The 20255-nt window shown below is 39.8% G+C and carries 16 protein-coding genes; 13 read left to right on the top strand and 3 right to left on the bottom strand.

Going from position 1 to position 20255, the window contains the following annotated elements; genetic code table 11:
- The first annotated feature begins 9 nt into the window (after nucleotides 1-9).
- Nucleotides 10-1284 (top strand): phosphoribosylamine--glycine ligase, encoded by a 1275-nt coding sequence (purD, locus tag A5816_RS06210; protein ID WP_086310960.1) that lies wholly within the window; start codon nucleotides 10-12, stop codon nucleotides 1282-1284.
- 122 nt (nucleotides 1285-1406) lie between these two features.
- Nucleotides 1407-2321 carry an aldo/keto reductase family oxidoreductase gene (locus A5816_RS06205; RefSeq protein ID WP_086310959.1) on the top strand — a complete coding sequence of 305 codons (915 nt, stop codon included), beginning with the start codon at nucleotides 1407-1409 and terminating at the stop codon, nucleotides 2319-2321.
- 134 nt (nucleotides 2322-2455) lie between these two features.
- On the opposite strand, the gene A5816_RS06200 is transcribed toward A5816_RS06205, so the two are convergent.
- The 3 genes from A5816_RS06200 to A5816_RS06190 are packed head-to-tail and all read right to left on the bottom strand — an operon-like array spanning nucleotide 2456 to nucleotide 6495.
- Nucleotides 2456-4021, bottom strand: a complete 1566-nt coding sequence (locus tag A5816_RS06200) for a response regulator (RefSeq protein WP_086310958.1) — start codon at nucleotides 4019-4021, stop codon at nucleotides 2456-2458.
- Nucleotides 4014-5465 carry a sensor histidine kinase gene (locus tag A5816_RS06195; RefSeq protein ID WP_002374432.1) on the bottom strand — a complete coding sequence of 484 codons (1452 nt, stop codon included), beginning with the start codon at nucleotides 5463-5465 and terminating at the stop codon, nucleotides 4014-4016. The genes A5816_RS06200 and A5816_RS06195 overlap by 8 nt, the downstream gene beginning before the upstream one ends.
- A gap of 13 nt (nucleotides 5466-5478) precedes the next feature.
- Nucleotides 5479-6495, bottom strand: coding sequence for an ABC transporter substrate-binding protein (locus A5816_RS06190; RefSeq protein WP_025478492.1), 1017 nt, complete (start codon nucleotides 6493-6495; stop codon nucleotides 5479-5481).
- Between the two features lie 219 nt (nucleotides 6496-6714).
- Here A5816_RS06190 and chvE point away from each other — a divergent pair, with 219 nt between their 5' ends.
- The 11 genes from chvE (at nucleotide 6715) to A5816_RS06130 (ending at nucleotide 20233) form a co-directional block, all read left to right on the top strand.
- Nucleotides 6715-7803: a multiple monosaccharide ABC transporter substrate-binding protein gene (gene chvE, locus A5816_RS06185; protein WP_086310957.1), complete on the top strand. Its 1089-nt coding sequence runs from the start codon at nucleotides 6715-6717 to the stop codon at nucleotides 7801-7803.
- Nucleotides 7804-7856: 53 nt separating this feature from the next.
- Entirely contained in the window at nucleotides 7857-9383 is a 1527-nt protein-coding gene (gene mmsA, locus A5816_RS06180) for a multiple monosaccharide ABC transporter ATP-binding protein (protein WP_002287995.1), read from the top strand.
- Nucleotide 9384: 1 nt separating this feature from the next.
- Nucleotides 9385-10590, top strand: a complete 1206-nt coding sequence (mmsB, locus tag A5816_RS06175) for a multiple monosaccharide ABC transporter permease (protein ID WP_086310956.1) — start codon at nucleotides 9385-9387, stop codon at nucleotides 10588-10590.
- A gap of 256 nt (nucleotides 10591-10846) precedes the next feature.
- Nucleotides 10847-11824 (top strand): GMP reductase, encoded by a 978-nt coding sequence (gene guaC / locus A5816_RS06170; protein ID WP_086310955.1) that lies wholly within the window; start codon nucleotides 10847-10849, stop codon nucleotides 11822-11824.
- 134 nt (nucleotides 11825-11958) lie between these two features.
- Complete coding sequence (locus A5816_RS06165) at nucleotides 11959-13383, top strand: PLP-dependent aminotransferase family protein (RefSeq protein ID WP_086310954.1); 1425 nt, start codon at nucleotides 11959-11961, stop codon at nucleotides 13381-13383.
- Nucleotides 13384-13843: 460 nt separating this feature from the next.
- Nucleotides 13844-14953: a pyruvate dehydrogenase (acetyl-transferring) E1 component subunit alpha gene (pdhA, locus tag A5816_RS06155; protein WP_002292209.1), complete on the top strand. Its 1110-nt coding sequence runs from the start codon at nucleotides 13844-13846 to the stop codon at nucleotides 14951-14953.
- Nucleotides 14954-14955: 2 nt separating this feature from the next.
- Nucleotides 14956-15933: an alpha-ketoacid dehydrogenase subunit beta gene (locus tag A5816_RS06150; RefSeq protein ID WP_002292208.1), complete on the top strand. Its 978-nt coding sequence runs from the start codon at nucleotides 14956-14958 to the stop codon at nucleotides 15931-15933.
- Nucleotides 15934-15957: 24 nt separating this feature from the next.
- A complete protein-coding gene (locus A5816_RS06145; RefSeq protein WP_086310953.1) occupies nucleotides 15958-17610 on the top strand; it encodes a dihydrolipoyllysine-residue acetyltransferase in 1653 nt (550 codons plus the stop codon).
- A 7-nt stretch (nucleotides 17611-17617) separates the two neighbouring features.
- Nucleotides 17618-19024, top strand: coding sequence for a dihydrolipoyl dehydrogenase (gene lpdA, locus A5816_RS06140; protein WP_002374450.1), 1407 nt, complete (start codon nucleotides 17618-17620; stop codon nucleotides 19022-19024).
- Between the two features lie 160 nt (nucleotides 19025-19184).
- A complete protein-coding gene (locus A5816_RS06135; protein WP_002292206.1) occupies nucleotides 19185-19460 on the top strand; it encodes a UPF0223 family protein in 276 nt (91 codons plus the stop codon).
- A gap of 5 nt (nucleotides 19461-19465) precedes the next feature.
- The gene (locus A5816_RS06130) at nucleotides 19466-20233 is read left to right on the top strand and encodes an inositol monophosphatase family protein (RefSeq protein WP_086310952.1); all 768 of its coding nucleotides are present in this window, start codon (nucleotides 19466-19468) and stop codon (nucleotides 20231-20233) included.
- The last annotated feature ends 22 nt before the right edge of the window (nucleotides 20234-20255 follow it).

Here is a 20255-nt window from a genome sequence, read left to right as displayed (position 1 = left end):
GTCGGATAAATGAACATTTTGGTGATCGGTGCAGGTGGTCGTGAACATGCAATAAGTAAAAAACTTTTAGACAGTCCGAAGGTGGATACTGTGTATTGTGCGCCAGGAAATCCTGGAATGGCAAAGGATGGCATCAATTGTATCGCTATCAGTGAACAAGATCATTCAGCATTAATTCATTTTGTTAAGAATGAGGCTATTGATTGGAGTATCGTTGGTCCTGAAGTTCCTTTATTAAATGGGATCGTCGATGATTTTATGGCAGAAGGATTGAAAATCTTCGGTCCGACAAAAGCAGCAGCTCTGATCGAAGGTTCGAAAAGTTTTGCTAAACAATTGATGGATACTTATCAAATCCCGACAGCTAAATCCAGAAGTTTTGAATGTTACGAAAAAGCAGCAGCGTATATCAAAGAAAACGGTGCGCCAATCGTAGTGAAAGCGGATGGCTTAGCAGCTGGAAAAGGTGTAGTCGTGGCTACAACAGTGAAGGAAGCGCTGGATGCGGCAGAACAAATGTTGAACCAGCATCGATTTGGCGACAGCAGCAAAAAAATCGTCGTAGAAGAGTTTTTGGCAGGAGAAGAATTCTCCCTTTTGGCGTTTGTCCGTGATACCAAGGTGTATCCTATGGTCATTTCGCAAGATCATAAGCGGGCATTTGATAACGATAAAGGGCCAAATACAGGCGGAATGGGTGCTTATTCACCAGTACCGCAAATTCCAAAAAAGATGATTGAAAAAGCTGTGGAAGAAGTTTTAAAACCAGCGGCTTTGGGAATGAAAGAACTAGGACGCTCTTTCACGGGTGTTTTATATGCGGGTTTGATTGCTACGAAGGAAGGACCAAAAGTGATCGAATTCAATGCACGTTTCGGTGATCCTGAAACGCAAGTCGTTCTTTCTCGGTTGAAGAGTGACTTTGCGCAAGTAATCGATGATTTATTAGAGAATCGTGCAGTAGAGTTAAAGTGGCAGCAAGAAGGATACAATGTAGGCGTTGTGGTGGCAGCTGCCGGTTACCCCGAAGAATATGAGACAGGAATGGTTCTACCAGATTTTCTGGAAGAAGAGCTTTCTGTTTACTATGCTGGAGTGTCCTCAAATAACGGCAAACTAGTTGGAACAGGAGGACGCCTTTATCTGGTAGAAGCATACGGTGAGACGATCAAAGAAGCACAGGAAAAAATCTACACCGCGTTAATGGATAAAACGACAGATGGAACATTTTATCGTACAGATATTGGAGAAAAAGCTGCCAATAGCGAACTGGTCGTGAAGTAAATCAGCTGCTTCCATTTATAATAAAATACAACAAATATAGTCGGAAGTGCCGATTTTAGTGAAGCCTTTTCATAAAGAGTGTGGTACACTTTTGTTGTGTATATAAATAAGGAGGAGTTCAGATGAAAAAAGTTCAATTAGGTACTTCTGATCAGAAAGTAGCTGCAGTAATCTTAGGCTGTATGCGTATCAACAATGCGGAAGATCCAGTAAAAGTGATTGAGACAGCTTATGAAAACGGCATTGATTTTTTTGACCATGCAGATATTTATGGAAACGGTGAATGTGAAGAAATCTTTGCAGATGCTCTAGCAAAAACATCAATCAAACGAGAAGATCTTTTTATTCAAACAAAATGTGGAATCGTTCCAGGTGTGATGTTTGATTTTTCTAAAAAACATATCATTGAATCTGTGGAAAAAAGTTTGACCCGTCTGAAAATGGATTATGTGGATGCTTTACTTCTTCATCGTCCAGATACATTGGTGGAACCAGAAGAGGTAGCTGAAGCGTTTGATGAATTGGAACGATCAGGTAAAGTCCGTTATTTTGGTGTCAGCAATCAAAAACCAATGCAAATCGAATTGCTGAAAAAATATGTTCGTCAACCATTAGTAGCTAATCAGCTGCAATTTGGCTTGAAACATACTGGAATGATCGATCAAGGGATTCATGTCAATATGACAGATGAAGCAAGTATCGACCATGATGGTAGTGTACTTGATTATTCCCGTTTGCATGATATGACGATTCAAGCGTGGTCGCCATACCAGTATGGATTTTTTGAAGGTGTATTTATCGGGAACGAAAAATTCCCTGAATTAAACCAAAAATTAGAAGAACTAGCAGCTAAATATCAAACGACACCAACTGGCTTGGCTTCTGCTTGGATTTTGCGCCATCCAGCCAATATGCAAGTAATCGCCGGTACGATGAACGTAGGGCGAATCAAGGAAATCGCTCAAGCATCAGAAATTAATATGTCTCGGGAAGATTGGTACGAATTGTACCGTGCTGCTGGAAACATTTTACCTTAAAAGTTGTCATAAGCAGGTGAACGGTGCGATCAATTAAAAAGGCGGAATATCTTGAAAGCTATTTTCAGCTTCGAGATATTCCGTCTTTTTTTAATTGCCAACGGGAAAGAGTATCACTATACGGATTTTATTTATTATTTATTTTTGTTTTCAAGGAAAAGCTGTGTCCGATATTCTTTTGGGGAAATCCCTTGTTTTTTCTTAAATAAATAACTGAAATAGTTAGGGTCATTATAACCAATCTCAAAAGCAATATCTGAGATACGATAGTCTGATTGCTGCAATAATTTTTTTGCTAATTCGATTCTTTTTTCTGTCAGATAATCGATGAATGTTTGGTTAAACGATTGAGAAAAAATCGTACTGAAATGAGAGGGGCTTAATGCAACTTGTTGAGCGACCCAAGTTAAGGACATATCTGGATCGGTAAAATTTTCTTTGATAAAATCCAATGCATGGTTCAAAATTGGCTGATATTTGTTCCTTGAAGGCTGTGAGGGCAGAGCAGTTAAGAAAGAAATGAACATATAAACAGTCGAACGGTAAAGCGAGTCGTCGGCGCTGATTGCTAAGCGTTGACTGGTGGATGTGCAATGAACCATTTCTTGCGGGATTTCCTTTTCTTTCAGGCGGACATGCTGGAGTAGCTTAGTCAAGACAAATAAACGATATAATCGTGTTCGAGTTGGTGTGCCTTGTGGTTTCGTCAAGTGTTCGATGTACTTGGATACTTCGTTTTTCGATAATGAAGACAAATCAAGTGAGAGATCAAAGTAAAAGACAGAATCAACTGGAAGTTTCGCTTCTTTAATCAAATCCTCATAGCTGATAATTTGATCTTTAAGGGAACTGGCAGTTTCAAGTATCATCTGCGTGATCTCAAAAGATGCAGGTAATTCGCTGATTCTTTCTGCGACAGGACCGATGGCGACAGAAAAATTATTTTTTTGTCCCTTTTCTAATTCATGGACCAACGTTTGGGCTACCTGATAACTGGTTTCGATCACATTTTCTTCAAGAGGATCAACTATTAAAAATTTAATGAATCGAGAGGAAACAGCAGAAAAAATCACTTGTTGATTCTCCCTAAATAAAAACTTCAAATAATCACTGAGATGAGCGTAATCTTCAAAGTCTGTACTGACTTGGTTTGCTGCTAATAATACGGTCATTTTTTTCCCTGCTAAAGAGCGATTGAAAGATTCAGCAAGTTTCAATGTTTCACTGATCGTAAGTGAGCCTTTGAACAAACCGTTCAAGAAATGATTTTTTTTCAATTCGAAAACAAGATCAGAAGAAGGGTGCGTTTCTTTTTGCTGCAAGTCTAAAGCAGTCACTGCTTTTTCAATTGCTTGTTTCAATTCGTTGCTTTTAATTGGTTTAAGTAGATAATCATCTGCCTGTACTTGGATTGCCCCTTTCATATAATCGAAATCGTCGAATCCGCTAATAAATATGAGGCGAGTCCAAGGAAGCAGTTTCCTTGCTTCTTTTGAAAAAGTCAAACCGTCCATGAATGGCATTTGGATATCAGTCAGAATGATATCGGGCTGTAAGTCGATAATCGAAGACAGTGCCATCTCGCCATCTCCAGCTTCCCCGACATAAGTGATTGGATAATAAGAACCAAGGGCAGTTATTTGTTCCCGCAAGTTATTGCGAATGAGGTATTCGTCTTCGATGATAAAAACTTTATACATGTTTGTTTCCTCCAATTGTTTTGGGAGATATAGGAATCGTCAGTGTGACAGTTGTCCCTTCTCGGTATTTGCTGTCAATCGTGATAGGTTTTTGATTATTTCCGTAATAGAGAAGGAGACGCTTGTTTACGTTGTAAAGCCCGTAGCCAATACTGAAATCTGAATCGATCCCTTTGGCTAACTCTTTACGTATTTCTGCTAGTTTTTCTGCAGGAATGCCAATACCGTTGTCTATGACTTTGAATTGGATCATTTCGTCGATTTTGCATGCAGTAATACGAATAAATCCTTTGTGACGAACGTACTTTGTTCCATGGTACACAGCATTTTCGATCAATGGTTGCAAGATCATCTTTAAAATAGAAACAGGAAAAAGTGTTTCTGGTATATCGATCTTATAGTCAAGCATATGTCCATATCTTATTTTTAAAATGACCAGATAATCATTGATATGGCTGATTTCTTTTTCAAGAGGAATCCAGTCTTGTCCTTTGCTTAAAGACGTACGAAAAAAGCCGGAAAGTGCATGGGTCATAGTCAGAGCTTCTTCAAAGCAGTCTTGTTCGATCAAAGAAATGATGGCATCCAAACTGTTATAAATAAAATGGGGAGTGATCTGAGCTTGCAATACACGAACTTCACTTTGTGCTAAATGGTATTGTTTCAAAGCGTTCTCCCGTAAAGACTGGTTTAGATCTTCCGCCATTTTGTTCATACTAGCGGTAAGTGTCTGTAGTTCTTGTGTTTCTGGCATGTTTAAACGAAATCCAAGATTTCCTGAAGAGAGCTGTTCGGACATTGTGATCAGCTGATTGATCGGCTCTTGGACCTTTTGTTCTAAAAAGCGACGATTCTTTTTCGCATAGAAAAAAATAGTACTAAGAACCCCCAATTCGACTATCGTTAATAAAATGAGCGAGCGGACAAGCGTCGTATTTTTTTGACTTGCTAAGTCGATTTCCACACGAACAAAATCCTGTAAAATATCTGACAGTAGTTGAGTGACAGAATCGACCTGATTGATGATCTGTTCATTGGTATCCATAAAATCTTCTGCCAAGATATGATGAATGAGCTCAGTTTGATAATCTTCCAATGTATCGATCGTACGTAACGATACATCTAACGTACTAATTTCTTTAAGTGTATTTGTATTATTTTTGATCTCTCGAATATCATTCCTAAGTTCTTCTAGGATATTTTCCTCATTGAACTCATCTACGGTTACTTGGCCAGAAATCAAGTCCCACATACTTTCCAAAACTTTTTGATCAACTTTCAAAGCAATTGCATCTGCTTTTTGGATATTTGCGATCGTCTGTTGATAAATCAAAAGCTGTTGCGAATATAACAGTATGCTCAGTAGCAAAGGGATAACAGCAAATAGAAGCATGGCTTTGTTTGCTTGGGCAAAAATCTGTTTTATGCTTAAATTTTTTGTCATGATACTTCTCCAGTCAATAATTTCTGGTTGGGATGTTAGCTATATTCTGTTGGGAAAAGACAGTCTCGGAAATAAAAATATCTTTAGGTAATGTTTTTCCTGTTTGAAGATTTCCAAAATAACGAGTAACGGTATTGGCTACATACCAGCCGACATCAGGTTTACACTCGACTACGCAATTGACGATTCCTGAGCGTAGCTTCTCGATCATATCTTCTTGTCCATCAATCGTTACAATGATCAAATCTTCTCCAGGTTTGATTGATGTTTCTTTTATCGCAGCTAAAGCACCGTGAGTCATTTCATCACTATGGCTGTATAATACATCGATTTCGGATAAATCATTTGTTTCTAAATATCGTTTCATCTGGTCTTTTCCTTTCATCCGAATAAAATCACCGACAATTCGGTGAACAATAGTCATTGGAGGTTTATGGTCGATGGTTCCATCTTTTTTTAGGGTTGGTTTACGATTGATTGATTCCAAAAATCCTTCGGAGCGTAGCTTGGTCGGTGTGGAGTTCTCTGAACCAGCAAGTTCTAGGATTCTGATTTCCTGTTTCTTTGAATTTGTGAAGTGATTGCTGACAAATAAACCCGCCCGATTTCCTTCTGCTTTGAAACTAGGGCCGATGTGGGTGACGAAAAGCTCGGGATCATTCGTTTGAATATGTCTGTCGACAAGTATGACAGGGATCCCTGCTCGCTTTGCTTCTTTTAATACAGAGTCCCACCCGGATTCTTGCAAAGGAGTAAAAATGATCATATCCACTTTATAGGCAATGAACGTCCGTATATCTTGGATTTGCCGTTCCTGATTCATGTAACCATTTCGGTAGAGAACTTGGTAATCTTCTTTTTCAAGCGCAGTGATAATTGATTCAGTATGCTTTTTCCGCCAGCTACTCTCCGTTCCTGATTGCGAAAAACCAACGACTAGTGGGTCAGGTGCTTCCTTTGTATTAGGTGTACACCCCATCGTTTGGTAAGCGATTACAATAAGGGTTAAAAAAAATAAAACACGTTTCACTTTAAATCACTCCATCTGAATTTGTTAGTACTATCTTATCAGATAAAAGGGAAAATCAAAGTCAAAAGGAATCAATCGAAAAAAATCCAAGAAACTTAAAAAAATCCAAGACAAAAAAAGTACACCTAAAAAATTTAAAGTAAATCCCATAAAAAAGTCAATGTTAACGCTTTCTTTGTTAGCTATACTCGGTGTATCAATTGGAATGGGGGATAAAAAATGAAAAACAAATTTAGAAAGATTCTTGGGAGTATCGCTATTTTGACCGCAAGCATTCTATTAAGTGCGTGTGGCAATTCAGGATCTGCAGATGATAGTACGGGGTATGTAGGAATCGCTATGCCGACCAAATCAGCAGAAAGATGGATCGCTGATGGGAACAACATGGTCTCGGAATTAGAAAAACTGGGTTATAAAACAGATCTTCAATATGGAGAAGATAAAGTAGAAAATCAAGTAGCACAAATCGAAAATATGATTACAAAAGGGGTAGATACACTTGTGATTGCTTCTATCGATGGTTCGGCTTTAACTGATGTGTTAGCTAAAGCAAAAGAAGCAGATATCAAGGTGATCGCCTATGATCGTTTACTGATGAATTCAGAAAATGTCGATTATTACGCGACTTTTGATAATTTTGGAGTAGGTGTATCGCAAGCAGCTTATATTGAAGAGCACTTAGGATTGAAAGAAGGAAAAGGACCATTCACGATTGAATTATTTGGTGGTTCGCCTGACGACAACAATGCACTAATTAATTACAACGGAGTGATGTCTGTTTTACAACCATATATGGACAACGGTCAGTTGGTCGTGCCATCTGGACAGACGAGTTTCAGTCAAATCGCTACGCTTCGCTGGGATGGTTCTACGGCGCAAGCAAGGATGGATAATCTGTTAAGCGCAAATTATACTGACCAAACATTGGATGCTGTTTTGTCGCCATATGATCCAATAAGTTTAGGGATCATTTCGTCATTAAAAGGCGTGGGGTATGGGAGTGAAAGTAAACCTTTACCTGTGATTACTGGACAAGATGCGACAGTTGCTGGCGTCAAATCGATCATTTCCGGGGAACAAACACAAACGATCTTTAAAGACACACGTATCTTAGCAAAAAATACGATTGAAATGATCAAAGCAATCAGTGATGGAGAAGAGGTTCCGGTCAATGATACTGAAACTTATGATAATGGGGTGAAAACTGTTCCTACGTATTTAGCAAATACAGTATCTGTCGATAAAGATAATTATCAAGCAGAGCTGATCGACACCGATTATTATAAAGAATCCGATCTGAAAAATTAAGAGGAACCAAACAAGGAACTAAAGAGATCTAAGTCAGAGAGAGGATAAGAATTATGGCGGATTGTATTTTAAAAATGGCAGATATCACCAAAAAATTTTCTGGAATCCGAGCGTTAGATTGCGTGAATCTGATGATTGAACGTGGGGAAATCCATGCATTGTGCGGAGAAAACGGAGCGGGAAAATCAACATTGATGAATGTCTTGAGCGGCTTGTATCCATATGGCTCCTATGACGGGGAAATCTTTTATGATGGAAAGCTGTGTCAATTCAAAGATTTGAAAGATAGTGAAGAAAAAGGCATCGTCATCATTCATCAAGAATTAGCACTAAGTCCTTATCTTTCAATAAAAGAGAATATTTTTCTCGGAAATGAACAAGCAGAAAGAGGCGTGATTGATTGGGAACTGACAGAAAAGAAAACGTATGAATTGCTGAATAAAGTCGGTTTGTCTATCGACCCGAATCTTCTAGTATCTCAGATTGGCGTAGGGCAACAGCAACTAGTTGAAATAGCTAAAGCGTTATCAAAATCCGTCCGTCTGTTGATTTTGGATGAGCCTACCGCTGCATTGAATGAAGAAGAAAGCGCAAATTTGCTGAGATTGATCCGAGAGTTGAAAGAGCAAGGTGTAACCTCCATCATTATTTCACATAAGCTGAATGAAATCGTGGATATCGCAGATCGAATCACCATTTTACGGGATGGACAGACGATTGAGACGCTAGAAAATGAAATGATCAGCGAAGAGCATATTATTCGCGGGATGGTGGGCAGAGATTTAGTTGATCGTTATCCTGAAAGAAAACCGGATATTGGAGAAGTTTATTTTAAAGTAGAAGACTGGACGGTCTATCACCCTCTTGATCATGAGCGAATCATAAACGACCATATCAACTTGCATTTGAAAAAAGGAGAGATTGTAGGAATAGCTGGGCTGATGGGAGCGGGCAGAACTGAATTCGCTATGAGTCTATTTGGACATTCTTATGGAAGCAAGATATCCGGACGTATATTAAAGGAAGGGGCAGAGATATCAGTTAAGACCGTTCCTTCAGCCATTGCAAACGGACTCGCTTATGTCTCGGAAGACCGAAAATCTTTAGGGCTGAATCTGCTGATGGATATTCGGGAAAACGTGACGCTGAGCAGTTTGGATAAAATAAGTCAAAAAGGAGTATTAGATAAAGAAAAAGAAGTAACTGAGGCAGAAAATTTCCGGAAAAAGATGCGTATAAAAACAAACTCCATCCATCAAATTGTCAGTAGTCTTAGTGGTGGGAATCAACAAAAAGTCGTTTTATCTAAGTGGCTGATGACACAACCTGATATTCTTTTTTTAGATGAGCCAACCCGTGGGATAGATGTTGGGGCAAAATATGAGATCTACACAATTATCGAAGAAATGGCAGCAAATGGCAAAGCTGTCTGTCTTATCTCTTCTGAACTTCCTGAAATCTTAGGAATGTGTGATCGAATCTATACGATGAACGAAGGACGTATTACAGGAGAAGTCTCGCGAGAAGATGCAGATCAGGAAGTCTTGATGAAATTAATGACGAAAGAAGAGGTGGGTTAAGTTGGAACAAGCAAAAAATCTTACGGATAAAAAAGAGAAAAAACTAAATTTGAAAAGTAGAGCAGCTGATCTTTTTGGTTGCTACAGCATGGTGATTATTTTAGCGGGACTACTTATTGCGTTTCAATTGATGACGGATGGTATTTTCTGGCGTCCATTGAATATAACTAACCTTGTTTTGCAAAATAGTCATATATTAGTACTAGCTGCAGGGATGTTATTAGTTGTGCTCTTAGGTCATGTGGATTTGTCGGTAGGGTCAGTGATGGCGTTTGTTGGTGCAATTGCGGGCATGATGATGGTCAATCGCCAAATGAACCCGTGGGTGACAGTCATCGCATGTCTTGCAGTAGGCGGACTGATCGGCGCATGGCAAGGGTTTTGGGTAGCTTATGCTGGGATACCAGCGTTTATCGTGACTTTAGCAGGATTGCTGATGTTTCGTGGACTGACACAAGTTGTTCTAGGCGGTCAATCTCTAGCACCTTTTCCAGCTGTTTTCCAAAAAATGTCTACGGGTTATTTACCAGACTTAAGCGAAGGAAGCAGCCTTCACTTCTTGACATTGATTTTAGGAATGATCATCACAGTCGTGTTAGTTGTTGGACAATGGCGAACAAGAAATCGTCGGAAAAATCATTTATTTGAAGTGGAATCTCCAGCAGCTTTCTTGGTAAAAGCGGTATTTACAGCAGTCGTTGTACTAGGGATAACCTATATCTTTGCCTCTTATCAAGGATATCCGATTATTTTGATCATTCTCGGTTTGATCGTCGCAGCATATGGGTTTTTGACAAATAAAACAGTAGCAGGTCGCCAGATTTACGCGACGGGCGGAAATCGAAAAGCGGCTGAACTATCAGGAATCAAAACAAAGCGGATCACGTTCTGGGTTTTCGTCAACATGGGAGTTATGGCAGCTTTAGCTGGATTAGTTTTAGCTGCTCGGTTAAATGCGGCGACACCTCAAGCGGGTACTTCGATGGAACTAGATGCGATGGCGGCAGTATATTTTGGCGGTGCTTCAACATCCGGCGGCATCGGAACGATTATGGGTGCGATTGTCGGTGGCTTGGTCATGGGTGTATTGAACAATGGCATGTCGATTTTAGGCGTCGGGGTAGATTGGCAGCAGGCGATCAAAGGGTTGATCTTGCTTTTAGCCGTTGTATTAGACTTGTATAACAAGAAAAAACGGACAACGTAGGAGAACACCGTTTATTCAGAAAAAAGACTGTGACAAAACGTTTGTCACAGTCTTTTTTTCGCTAAAAGCGAACATTCATTGTTTCGTTTGTTTAGACTAAAAATAATGTGTGTTTTTTTACCATTCGTATAAATTCTCTTTTTGCTCTTGATTTTTTCGCTTAATTGAGTTAAATTACATAGGGCGCTAAAAAAAGCCTTGATTAAATTAATAATGTTCGTGTTTTGCTGGATGTGAACATCAGGAGGATAATGTAATGAAAGTATTTGATTACGAAGATATTCAATTAATTCCTAATAAATGTATCGTAAATAGCCGTTCTGAATGTGATACAACGGTCACATTAGGTAAACATACATTCAAAATGCCAGTAGTGCCTGCCAACATGCAGACGATTATTGATGAAACGATTGCAGAATTCTTAGCGGAAAATGGTTATTTCTATATCATGCATCGGTTTGATGAAGCAGCTCGAATTCCGTTTATCAAAAAAATGAAAAAGCGTGGATTGATTACCTCGATCAGTGTTGGCGTCAAGAAAGAGGAATATTCCTTTATAGAGAAGTTGGCAGAAGAATCGCTAAATCCTGATTATATCACTATCGACATCGCGCATGGACATGCTAACTCAGTTATTGATGTGATTCAGCATATTAAAAAATATTTGCCTGAAACTTTTGTGATTGCCGGTAATGTTGGTACACCGGAAGCCGTCCGTGAATTGGAAAATGCGGGCGCAGATGCAACAAAAGTCGGGATTGGTCCAGGAAAAGTATGTATTACAAAAATCAAGACAGGCTTTGGAACTGGAGGCTGGCAACTGGCAGCTCTTAGATGGTGTGCGAAAGCAGCTCGCAAGCCGATCATCGCTGACGGTGGGATCAGAACACATGGCGATATTGCAAAATCTGTCCGTTTTGGAGCGACAATGGTTATGATTGGCTCATTGTTTGCCGGTCACGAGGAATCTCCTGGCGAAACAAAAGTCGAAAACGGAATTGTATATAAAGAATACTTTGGTTCTGCTTCAGAATTCCAAAAAGGTGAAAAACGAAATGTTGAAGGAAAGAAAATCTGGATCCAACACAAAGGATCTTTGAAAGATACACTAGTGGAAATGCAACAAGACCTTCAATCATCTATTTCGTATGCTGGAGGAAGAGATCTGGAAGCCATTCGGAAAGTTGATTATGTCATCGTGAAAAATTCGATTTTTAACGGAGATACGATCTAAATAATGAGTAAAATATCAGCGGAAGGTTCATAACAGAACCTTCCGTTTTTTATGTTTTGCAAAAAAAGCTTTTCTTTTTTCTCGTAAATTCGGTAAAATCAATAGAAAGAATGGACAACAGAAAAGAGAGGACTATGTGGGAAAAAGTAGAGAAAAAACAAGGACCAATTTATCGTCAGATCATGGAACAGATCATGAGAGAAATCGAAAGTGGAAGAATCAATCCTGGAGATCAACTTGAATCGGAACGAAAACTAGGGCAATTTTTTGGTGTAAATCGTTCCACCGTTGTTCATGCATTGGAAGAACTTAGAGAGCTTGGCGTATTAACAAGTAAACGTGGTAGCGGTTGGTTCGTCAATCAGACTGAATGGGGGAAATTCGCCGTTCCAAGAATCGATTGGCGGCAAATGATCTCACCTCGCTATGAACAGACGGATTGGTATGAGCAAAAAATAAAAGAAGCAAAGCAGAGCCAAAAAACATTGTTCCTTGATTTATTTGCGAGTGAGATGCCAGATGAGCTTTTGCCGAATTTTGAGTTTCCTTCTTATTCTCTTGAAGAAATCTTAGCGGAAGAAAAAGAAATGGATCTTTTAGGCTATACTCCGTTACGTAACAAAATCAAACGGTATTTGGAAAGTAAATTTGAACTGACATTTTCCCTAAACCAGCTTCTGGTGACTGGTGGTGGCCAGCAAGCAATCTTTTTGATCTTACAAACGATTCTTTCTGCTGGAGAGGGGATAGCTGTAGAGTCACCTTCTTTTTTTTACCGATTACCTCTTTTCAAAGCCTCAGGAACGCGTTTATTTGGGATACCGATGGATGAAGAAGGGATCGACTTAGAAAAACTGAAAGAATCGATCCATAAAAATAAATTGAAAGCAGTGCTTATCAACCCGAATTTTCAAAACCCTACAGGAAAAGTGATGAGTCAAAAGCGGCGAGAAAAGCTAGTAGAATTGTGTCGGCAGTATCGGCTTCCAATTATTGAAGACGATGTATTTACGGACCTTTCATTTCTAAAGCAAGATGAAGTTCTTCCTATACGAACGATTGATCCGGATAATGTATTATATGTCGGTTCGTTATCTAGGATTTTAGGAAAAACAACGAAAATCGGTTGGTTGATCGGACCGGACGCCTTTATCTCGCAACTAGCTAAAGCGCAAGAAATGATGGAGTTTTCGATGAACATCCTTACACAAATCACGGCAGCTAATGTATTTGATGAAGCAATTGATTTGAAAATGTTGGATGTAAGAAAAAAATTGAAAGAAAAAAGCCAACTGATAAGTATTTGGGCGGAGTCTCAATCGTTTTTCAAGCTTCATTCGATTTTAGGTGGTTATTATGCTTGGATCACTTGGGATGGAAAAAAGCTGGACCTCAAACTAGCAGAAAAAGTAGTAGATATGGGTCTAGGAATCGCACCAAGTCTACTTTTTGGGCAAGATATAAATGGAATCAGAATCAATTACAGTCGTCTAGATGAAGCCAACATATCGTTGTTTTATTCAAAGATGAAAATTTTAGAACAGTGGTTAACAGAATAATTTCACAAAGTAAAAAGATTAAAGAATATAACAGCTGGGATTTAAATTTCCGGCTGTTTCTTTTTTTTCGTAAAAAGAAGACGAGACAAAGTATTAGGGAAAAAAACACTCTTTGTACAACCGTTCACGATATCTTAAGAAAATAAATAGTTGCAGCAAAACTGTATAACACCAGCGTTTCTAAATAGAAACAGCTCGTTGTAAGTTTGATTAGAAATTAGAAAAAACACAGTCTAAATATAAAACGCTTTCCTTATTGTGATTATATTCACTAAAGCTGTTAATATGCGGATTGACATAATTTCCTTTCATCGTGAAAATTTGTGCTTTTAGCTTGTATTTCTCATAAATCCATGATAATTTATTAATGAAGACGGTTAAATAGTGATACAGTTTTATTCGCTGTTTCAATCGCAGAATGAAGAGATTTTCTTATAGATGAGAGAGGAATGTGTGACAAATGGCAAACAAAAAAGCACCGATCGACTTCCAAGCACTGCTAGATGAAGTCAATGCAGATTTCCCAGTATATCAAGCACTTGATCAAGATGGAAACGTAGTTAACAAAGATTTAGTACCTGATTTATCCGATGACGAACTCGTTGAATTAATGACTCACATGGTATGGTCTCGTGTGTTAGACCAACGTTCAACAGCGCTGAACCGCCAAGGACGCCTAGGCTTTTTTGCACCAACTGCCGGACAAGAGGCAAGTCAGCTGGCCAGTGCGTATGCATTTGATAAAGAAGATGTTCTTCTTCCAGGTTATCGTGATGTCCCTCAACTAGTAAAACATGGTTTACCTTTATCACAAGCATTTTTATGGTCTAGAGGACATGCTGCAGGTAATTCTTATCCGGAAGAATTGAAAGCTCTACCACCACAAATCATCATCGGTGCACAATATGTACAAGCAGCCGGTGTTGCATTAGGTTTGAAGAAACGCAACAAGAAAAATGTCGTCTTCACTTATACTGGTGATGGCGGTTCATCACAAGGTGATTTTTACGAAGCAATCAATTTCGCTGGCGCTTACCATGCAAATGCTGTATTTTATATCCAAAACAACGGGTATGCGATCTCTACACCTCGTGAAAAACAAACCGCAGCAAAAACACTTGCACAAAAAGCTGTCGCAGCTGGGATTCCAGGTATTCAAGTCGATGGAATGGATCCGCTTGCAGTATATACTGTATCTAAAATGGCACGGGAATGGGCGATCAGTGGAAATGGACCAGTCCTAATCGAAACACTGACTTATCGTTATGGACCACATACACTATCTGGGGACGATCCAACCCGCTACCGTACAAAAGACACAGATGACGAATGGCAGAAAAAAGATCCATTGATCCGCTTCCGTAAATATCTGACGGAAAAAGGACTTTGGTCTGAAGAAAAAGAAGAACAAGTGATTGAAGCAACTAAAGAAGAAATCAAAGCAGCTATCGCAGAAGCCGACAAAGTTCCAAAACAAAAGGTTTCAGATTTCTTGAAAAACATGTTCGAAGTATCCCCACAATCAATCAAAGAACAAATTGCAATTTATGAAGCGAAGGAGTCGAAATAATCATGGCACAAAAAACAATGATCCAAGCAATCACCGATGCCTTAGCACTTGAACTAGAAAATGACGAGAATGTCGTTGTTTTTGGTGAAGATGTTGGGAAAAACGGAGGAGTTTTCCGGGCAACTGAAGGATTGCAGGAAAAATTCGGAGAAGACCGAGTATTCGATACTCCTTTAGCTGAATCTGGAATCGCAGGGTTGAGTTTTGGACTTGCGTTGGAAGGATTTCGTCCAGTTCCTGAAATCCAATTCTTTGGTTTTATTTTCGAAGCAATGGATGAAGTAGTAGCTCAAATGGCTCGTACAAGATATCGAATGAGCGGTACTAGAAATCTACCAATCACGATCCGTTCACCATTTGGTGGCGGTGTTCATACACCAGAACTGCATTCAGATAATTTAGAAGGTTTGATTGCCCAGTCTCCTGGTATTCGAGTAGTGATCCCATCAAATCCTTACGATGCAAAAGGACTATTGATTTCTTCTATTAGAAGTAACGATCCAGTTGTTTTCCTAGAACACATGAAACTATATCGCTCATTCCGAGAAGAAGTGCCGGATGAAGCTTACGAAGTTCCTTTGGACAAAGCAGCAGTTACTCGTGAAGGAACAGATGTATCTGTTATCACATACGGGGCAATGGTGCGTGAAGCAATCAAAGCAGCAGACAATCTTGCAAAAGAAAATATCTCTGTTGAAATCATTGATCTTCGTACAGTTGCGCCATTAGATGTAGAAACGATCATTCAATCCGTGGAAAAAACGGGTCGCGTAGTCGTTGTCCAAGAAGCGCAACGACAAGCGGGTGTTGCTGCGCAAGTAGTTTCTGAGATCTCAGAACGCGCTATCCTTTCATTAGAAGCCCCAATCGGACGAGTTTCTGCACCTGATACAGTCTTCCCGTTTGGACAAGCAGAAAATGTTTGGTTACCAAACGCAAAAGATATCGAAGACAAAGTAAAAGAAATCGCGGAATTTTAAGAAAAGAAGGGACGAAACAAAGTCATGGCTTATCAATTTAAATTGCCGGATATCGGTGAAGGAATTGCAGAAGGTGAAATCGTCAAATGGTTCGTCAAACCAGGAGATACGATTAATGAAGATGATACATTATTAGAAGTTCAAAACGACAAATCAGTAGAAGAAATCCCCTCACCTGTAACAGGAACGGTTAAAAATGTCATTGTTCCAGAAGGTACAGTAGCAAATGTTGGGGATGTATTGGTAGAAATCGATGCACCAGGACACGAAGACAATGAAGGGGACAGTGGTGTAGCCGCAGAATCCCAAACTCCAGCTAACCCGGCTGCTGAACCAACTGTTGATACAGGATCAGCTGGATCGTCAAGCGAAGGAGTCTTCCAATTCAAGTTACCGGATATCGGTGAAGGAATTGCAGAAGGTGAAATCGTCAAATGGTTCGTCAAACCAGGAGATACAATCAATGAAGATGATACATTATTAGAAGTTCAAAACGACAAATCAGTAGAAGAAATCCCGTCACCCGTAACCGGGACAGTTAAAAACGTAATTGTCCCAGAAGGCACAGTAGCAAATGTTGGGGACGTGTTAGTAGAAATCGATGCTCCTGGACACAATGGCGCACCATCAACTAGTGCGCCATCAGCTGAAGCACCAAAAGAAAAAGTGGAAACATCAGGTTCAGCAAGTGTCGTTGAAGCTGCCGATCCAAATAAACGTGTATTGGCTATGCCATCTGTTCGTCAATTTGCCCGCGAAAAAGATGTAGATATCTCACAAGTAACTGCAACTGGAAAAGGTGGCAGAGTAACAAAAGAAGACATCGAAAACTTCTTGGCAGGTGGTCCAAGCAGTGCACCAGCGAAATCAGAAGCGCCAGAAGCGGCAGAAGCGGCAGCACCGAAAGAAGCAGCTCCTGCAGCAGAAAGCAAACCAGCTGCACCAGCAAAACCATTCAAGTCCAACTTAGGAGACTTGGAAGAACGTGTAGCAATGACACCAACACGTAAAGCTATTGCTAAAGCAATGGTCAACAGTAAGCATACAGCTCCACACGTGACATTGCATGATGAAGTAGAAGTGTCTAAACTATGGGATAATCGGAAACGATTTAAAGAAGTTGCTGCTGCAAATGGTACGAAACTTACTTTCTTGCCATATGTCGTGAAAGCTTTAACAGCGACTGTTAAGAAATACCCAGTATTGAATGCATCTATCGACGATGCAAACCAAGAAATCGTTTATAAACATTACTACAATATCGGTATTGCAACTGATACGGATCACGGACTATATGTACCAAATGTGAAAGATGCAGACCGCAAAGGAATGTTTGCTATTGCAGACGAAATCAATGAGAAAGCAAAATTAGCTCATGACGGCAAACTATCTGCAGAAGATATGCGCAATGGAACGATTACGATCAGCAATATCGGATCTGTAGGTGGCGGTTGGTTTACACCAGTCATCAACTATCCAGAAGTAGCTATTTTAGGTGTAGGAACGATTGCACAACAACCAATCGTAAATGCTGAAGGCGAAATCGTTGTCGGTCGTGTGATGAAACTGTCATTAAGTTTCGATCACCGTATCGTAGATGGAGCAACTGCGCAACAAGCAATGAATAATATCAAACGTCTTTTAGCTGATCCAGAGCTATTAATGATGGAAGGATGATAAACAAATGGTAGTTGGAGATTTTGCTGTAGAATTAGATACAGTTGTAATCGGTGCGGGACCTGGTGGCTATGTAGCTGCCATCCGCGCTGCTGAAATGGGACAAAAAGTAGCAATCATTGAAAGAGAGTATATTGGCGGTGTTTGTTTGAATGTCGGCTGTATTCCTTCAAAAGCACTGATAGCTGCAGGACACCATTATCAAGAGTCACTAGATTCTGAAATGTTTGGAGTAACTAGTGAAAACGTCAAACTAGATTTTGCGAAAACACAAGAATGGAAAGAAAACAAAGTTGTCCATACGTTGACTTCTGGAGTTGGTTTCCTATTAAAAAAACATAAGGTTGAAACAATCGAAGGAGAAGCGTTCTTCGTAGATGATCACACACTACGCGTCATCCATCCAGATTCAGCTCAAACTTATTCGTTCAATAACGCAATCATCGCAACAGGTTCCCGTCCAATCGAGATTCCAGGATTTAAATTCGGAGGACGTGTGTTAGATTCTACTGGCGGATTAGCATTAAAAGAAGTACCTAAGAAATTTGTGATCATCGGTGGCGGTGTGATTGGTGCCGAATTGGGCGGAGCGTACGCAAACTTAGGAGCAGAAGTAACGATTCTTGAAGGCTCACCACAAATTTTACCAACTTACGAAAAAGATCTAGTAAAATTAGTAGAAGATGATTTCAAGAAAAAAGGCGTAACAGTCGTAACGAATGCAATGGCGAAAGAAGCAGTCGATAACGGTGACAGCGTGACAGTGAAATATGCAGTGGACGGAAAAGAAGAATCTGTTACTGCTGATTATGTGATGGTCACTGTAGGACGTCGTCCGAATACGGATGACATGGGCTTAGAACAAGCGGGTGTCGAAGTAGGAGAACGAGGATTGATCACGGTAGATAAACAAGGACGTACGAACGTACCTAACATCTATGCCATCGGTGATATCGTTCCGGGGGCGGCATTAGCACACAAAGCCAGTTATGAAGCAAAAATCGCTGCTGAAGCAATCTCTGGCAAAAAAGTAGCTGTAGATTATAAAGCAATGCCGGCAGTAGCCTTCACTGATCCTGAATTGGCTTCTGTAGGTATGACGATCAAAGAAGCAAAAGATGCTGGTATCGAAGCAAAAGCATACAAATTCCCATTTTCAGGGAACGGTCGGGCATTATCGCTTGGTAAAACAGAAGGATTCATCCGTCTAGTTACGACGATCGAAGATAACGTGCTGATTGGTGCACAGCTCGGGGGAGTCGGTGCAAGCGATATGGTTTCTGAATTAGCTTTAGCAATCGAATCAGGAATGAATGCTGAAGATATCGCCTTGACGATTCATCCGCATCCATCTCTTGGCGAAATCGTCATGGATGCTTCTGAATTAGCATTAGGCTTGCCAATCCATATTTGATTTGAATCATACAGGCGAAACGCAGCTGAGAGATCGGTTGCGTTTTTTCTTTTTTGTTATCAATGATTTAATTATGTAAACTTAATAATACGACAACTTCTTGGTTTATTACCGTCTCCTATGCTACACTAAAGAAGAATATGAAATAGGAGAGTTGAAGATGCAAGAATATCAGTATCCACTTGATTTAGACTGGACAACAGATGAAATGGTCATTGTAATGAAGATGTGGGAAGATCTGGAACGTGCGAACGAAAAAGGGATAAATAATGAAGCTTTTTTGAAGACCTATCAGCAGTTCAAAACAGTTGTCAAATCCATCGGAGAAGAAAAACGATTGGGACGGGAATTTGAAAAAGCTTCCGGGTACTCCTTATATCGTACAGTGCAGCAAGCAAAAAAAAATCCAAACAAAACTTTGAGAATGAACGGGTGAGATAAATGGAACAGATGATTGATCATATCAAATCCTGGCTAGAAGAAGCTGGTGAGAAAATCAAATCTTCTCAACAAACATTAACGATCTCGCAAAAATCAAATCGAACGGATCTAGTGACAAATGTCGACCGAAACATCCAGAATTTTCTAATCGAAAAAATCCATTCCTTTGATCCAGAGGCAAAAATATTGGCAGAAGAAGAAGGGTGTAATCAACTATCGGATCTCGATGGAAGAGTCTTTATCATCGATCCTATTGATGGCACATTGAATTTCGTGATTGAAGGGGAAAATTTTTGTATCATGCTTGCTGTTTATGAATCCGGCGTTGGAAAACTTGGTTTCATTTATGACGTCATGAAAAATGAGCTTTTTTGGGGTGGAAAAGGAATAGGTGTCTATAAAAATGACAAACCAATGCCTAGACCAACAAATAAATCTTTAGCAGAAGGCTTACTTGGTGTGAATAGCTATCTTTTCGGTCATAATAAATATGGAATCCGAGAGATTGCGGAAAGCAGCATGGGAACACGTATGTACGGGTGTGCAGGGCTTGAACTAGCCGCAATCTTGAAAGGAAACCATATTGCTTACATTTCGAACCTCAGCCCTTGGGATTATGCAGCGGGAAATGTTTTATTGGAAGAGTTTGGTATGGTGACAAGCGGTCTTTTTGGCACTCCTTTGACATTTGACAAAAGGGAATACTATTTAGCAGGGACTCCTTGTGCATATGCAGAAATCGCAGACCTTTTGAAAAAAGAAGGCTGAAAAAAGGTAGAAATCATTCACA

Source organism: Enterococcus sp. 3G1_DIV0629 (assembly GCF_002141285.1).
Lineage (GTDB): Bacteria > Bacillota > Bacilli > Lactobacillales > Enterococcaceae > Enterococcus_B > Enterococcus_B lactis.
This window is presented reverse-complemented; position numbering and strand designations above follow the sequence as displayed.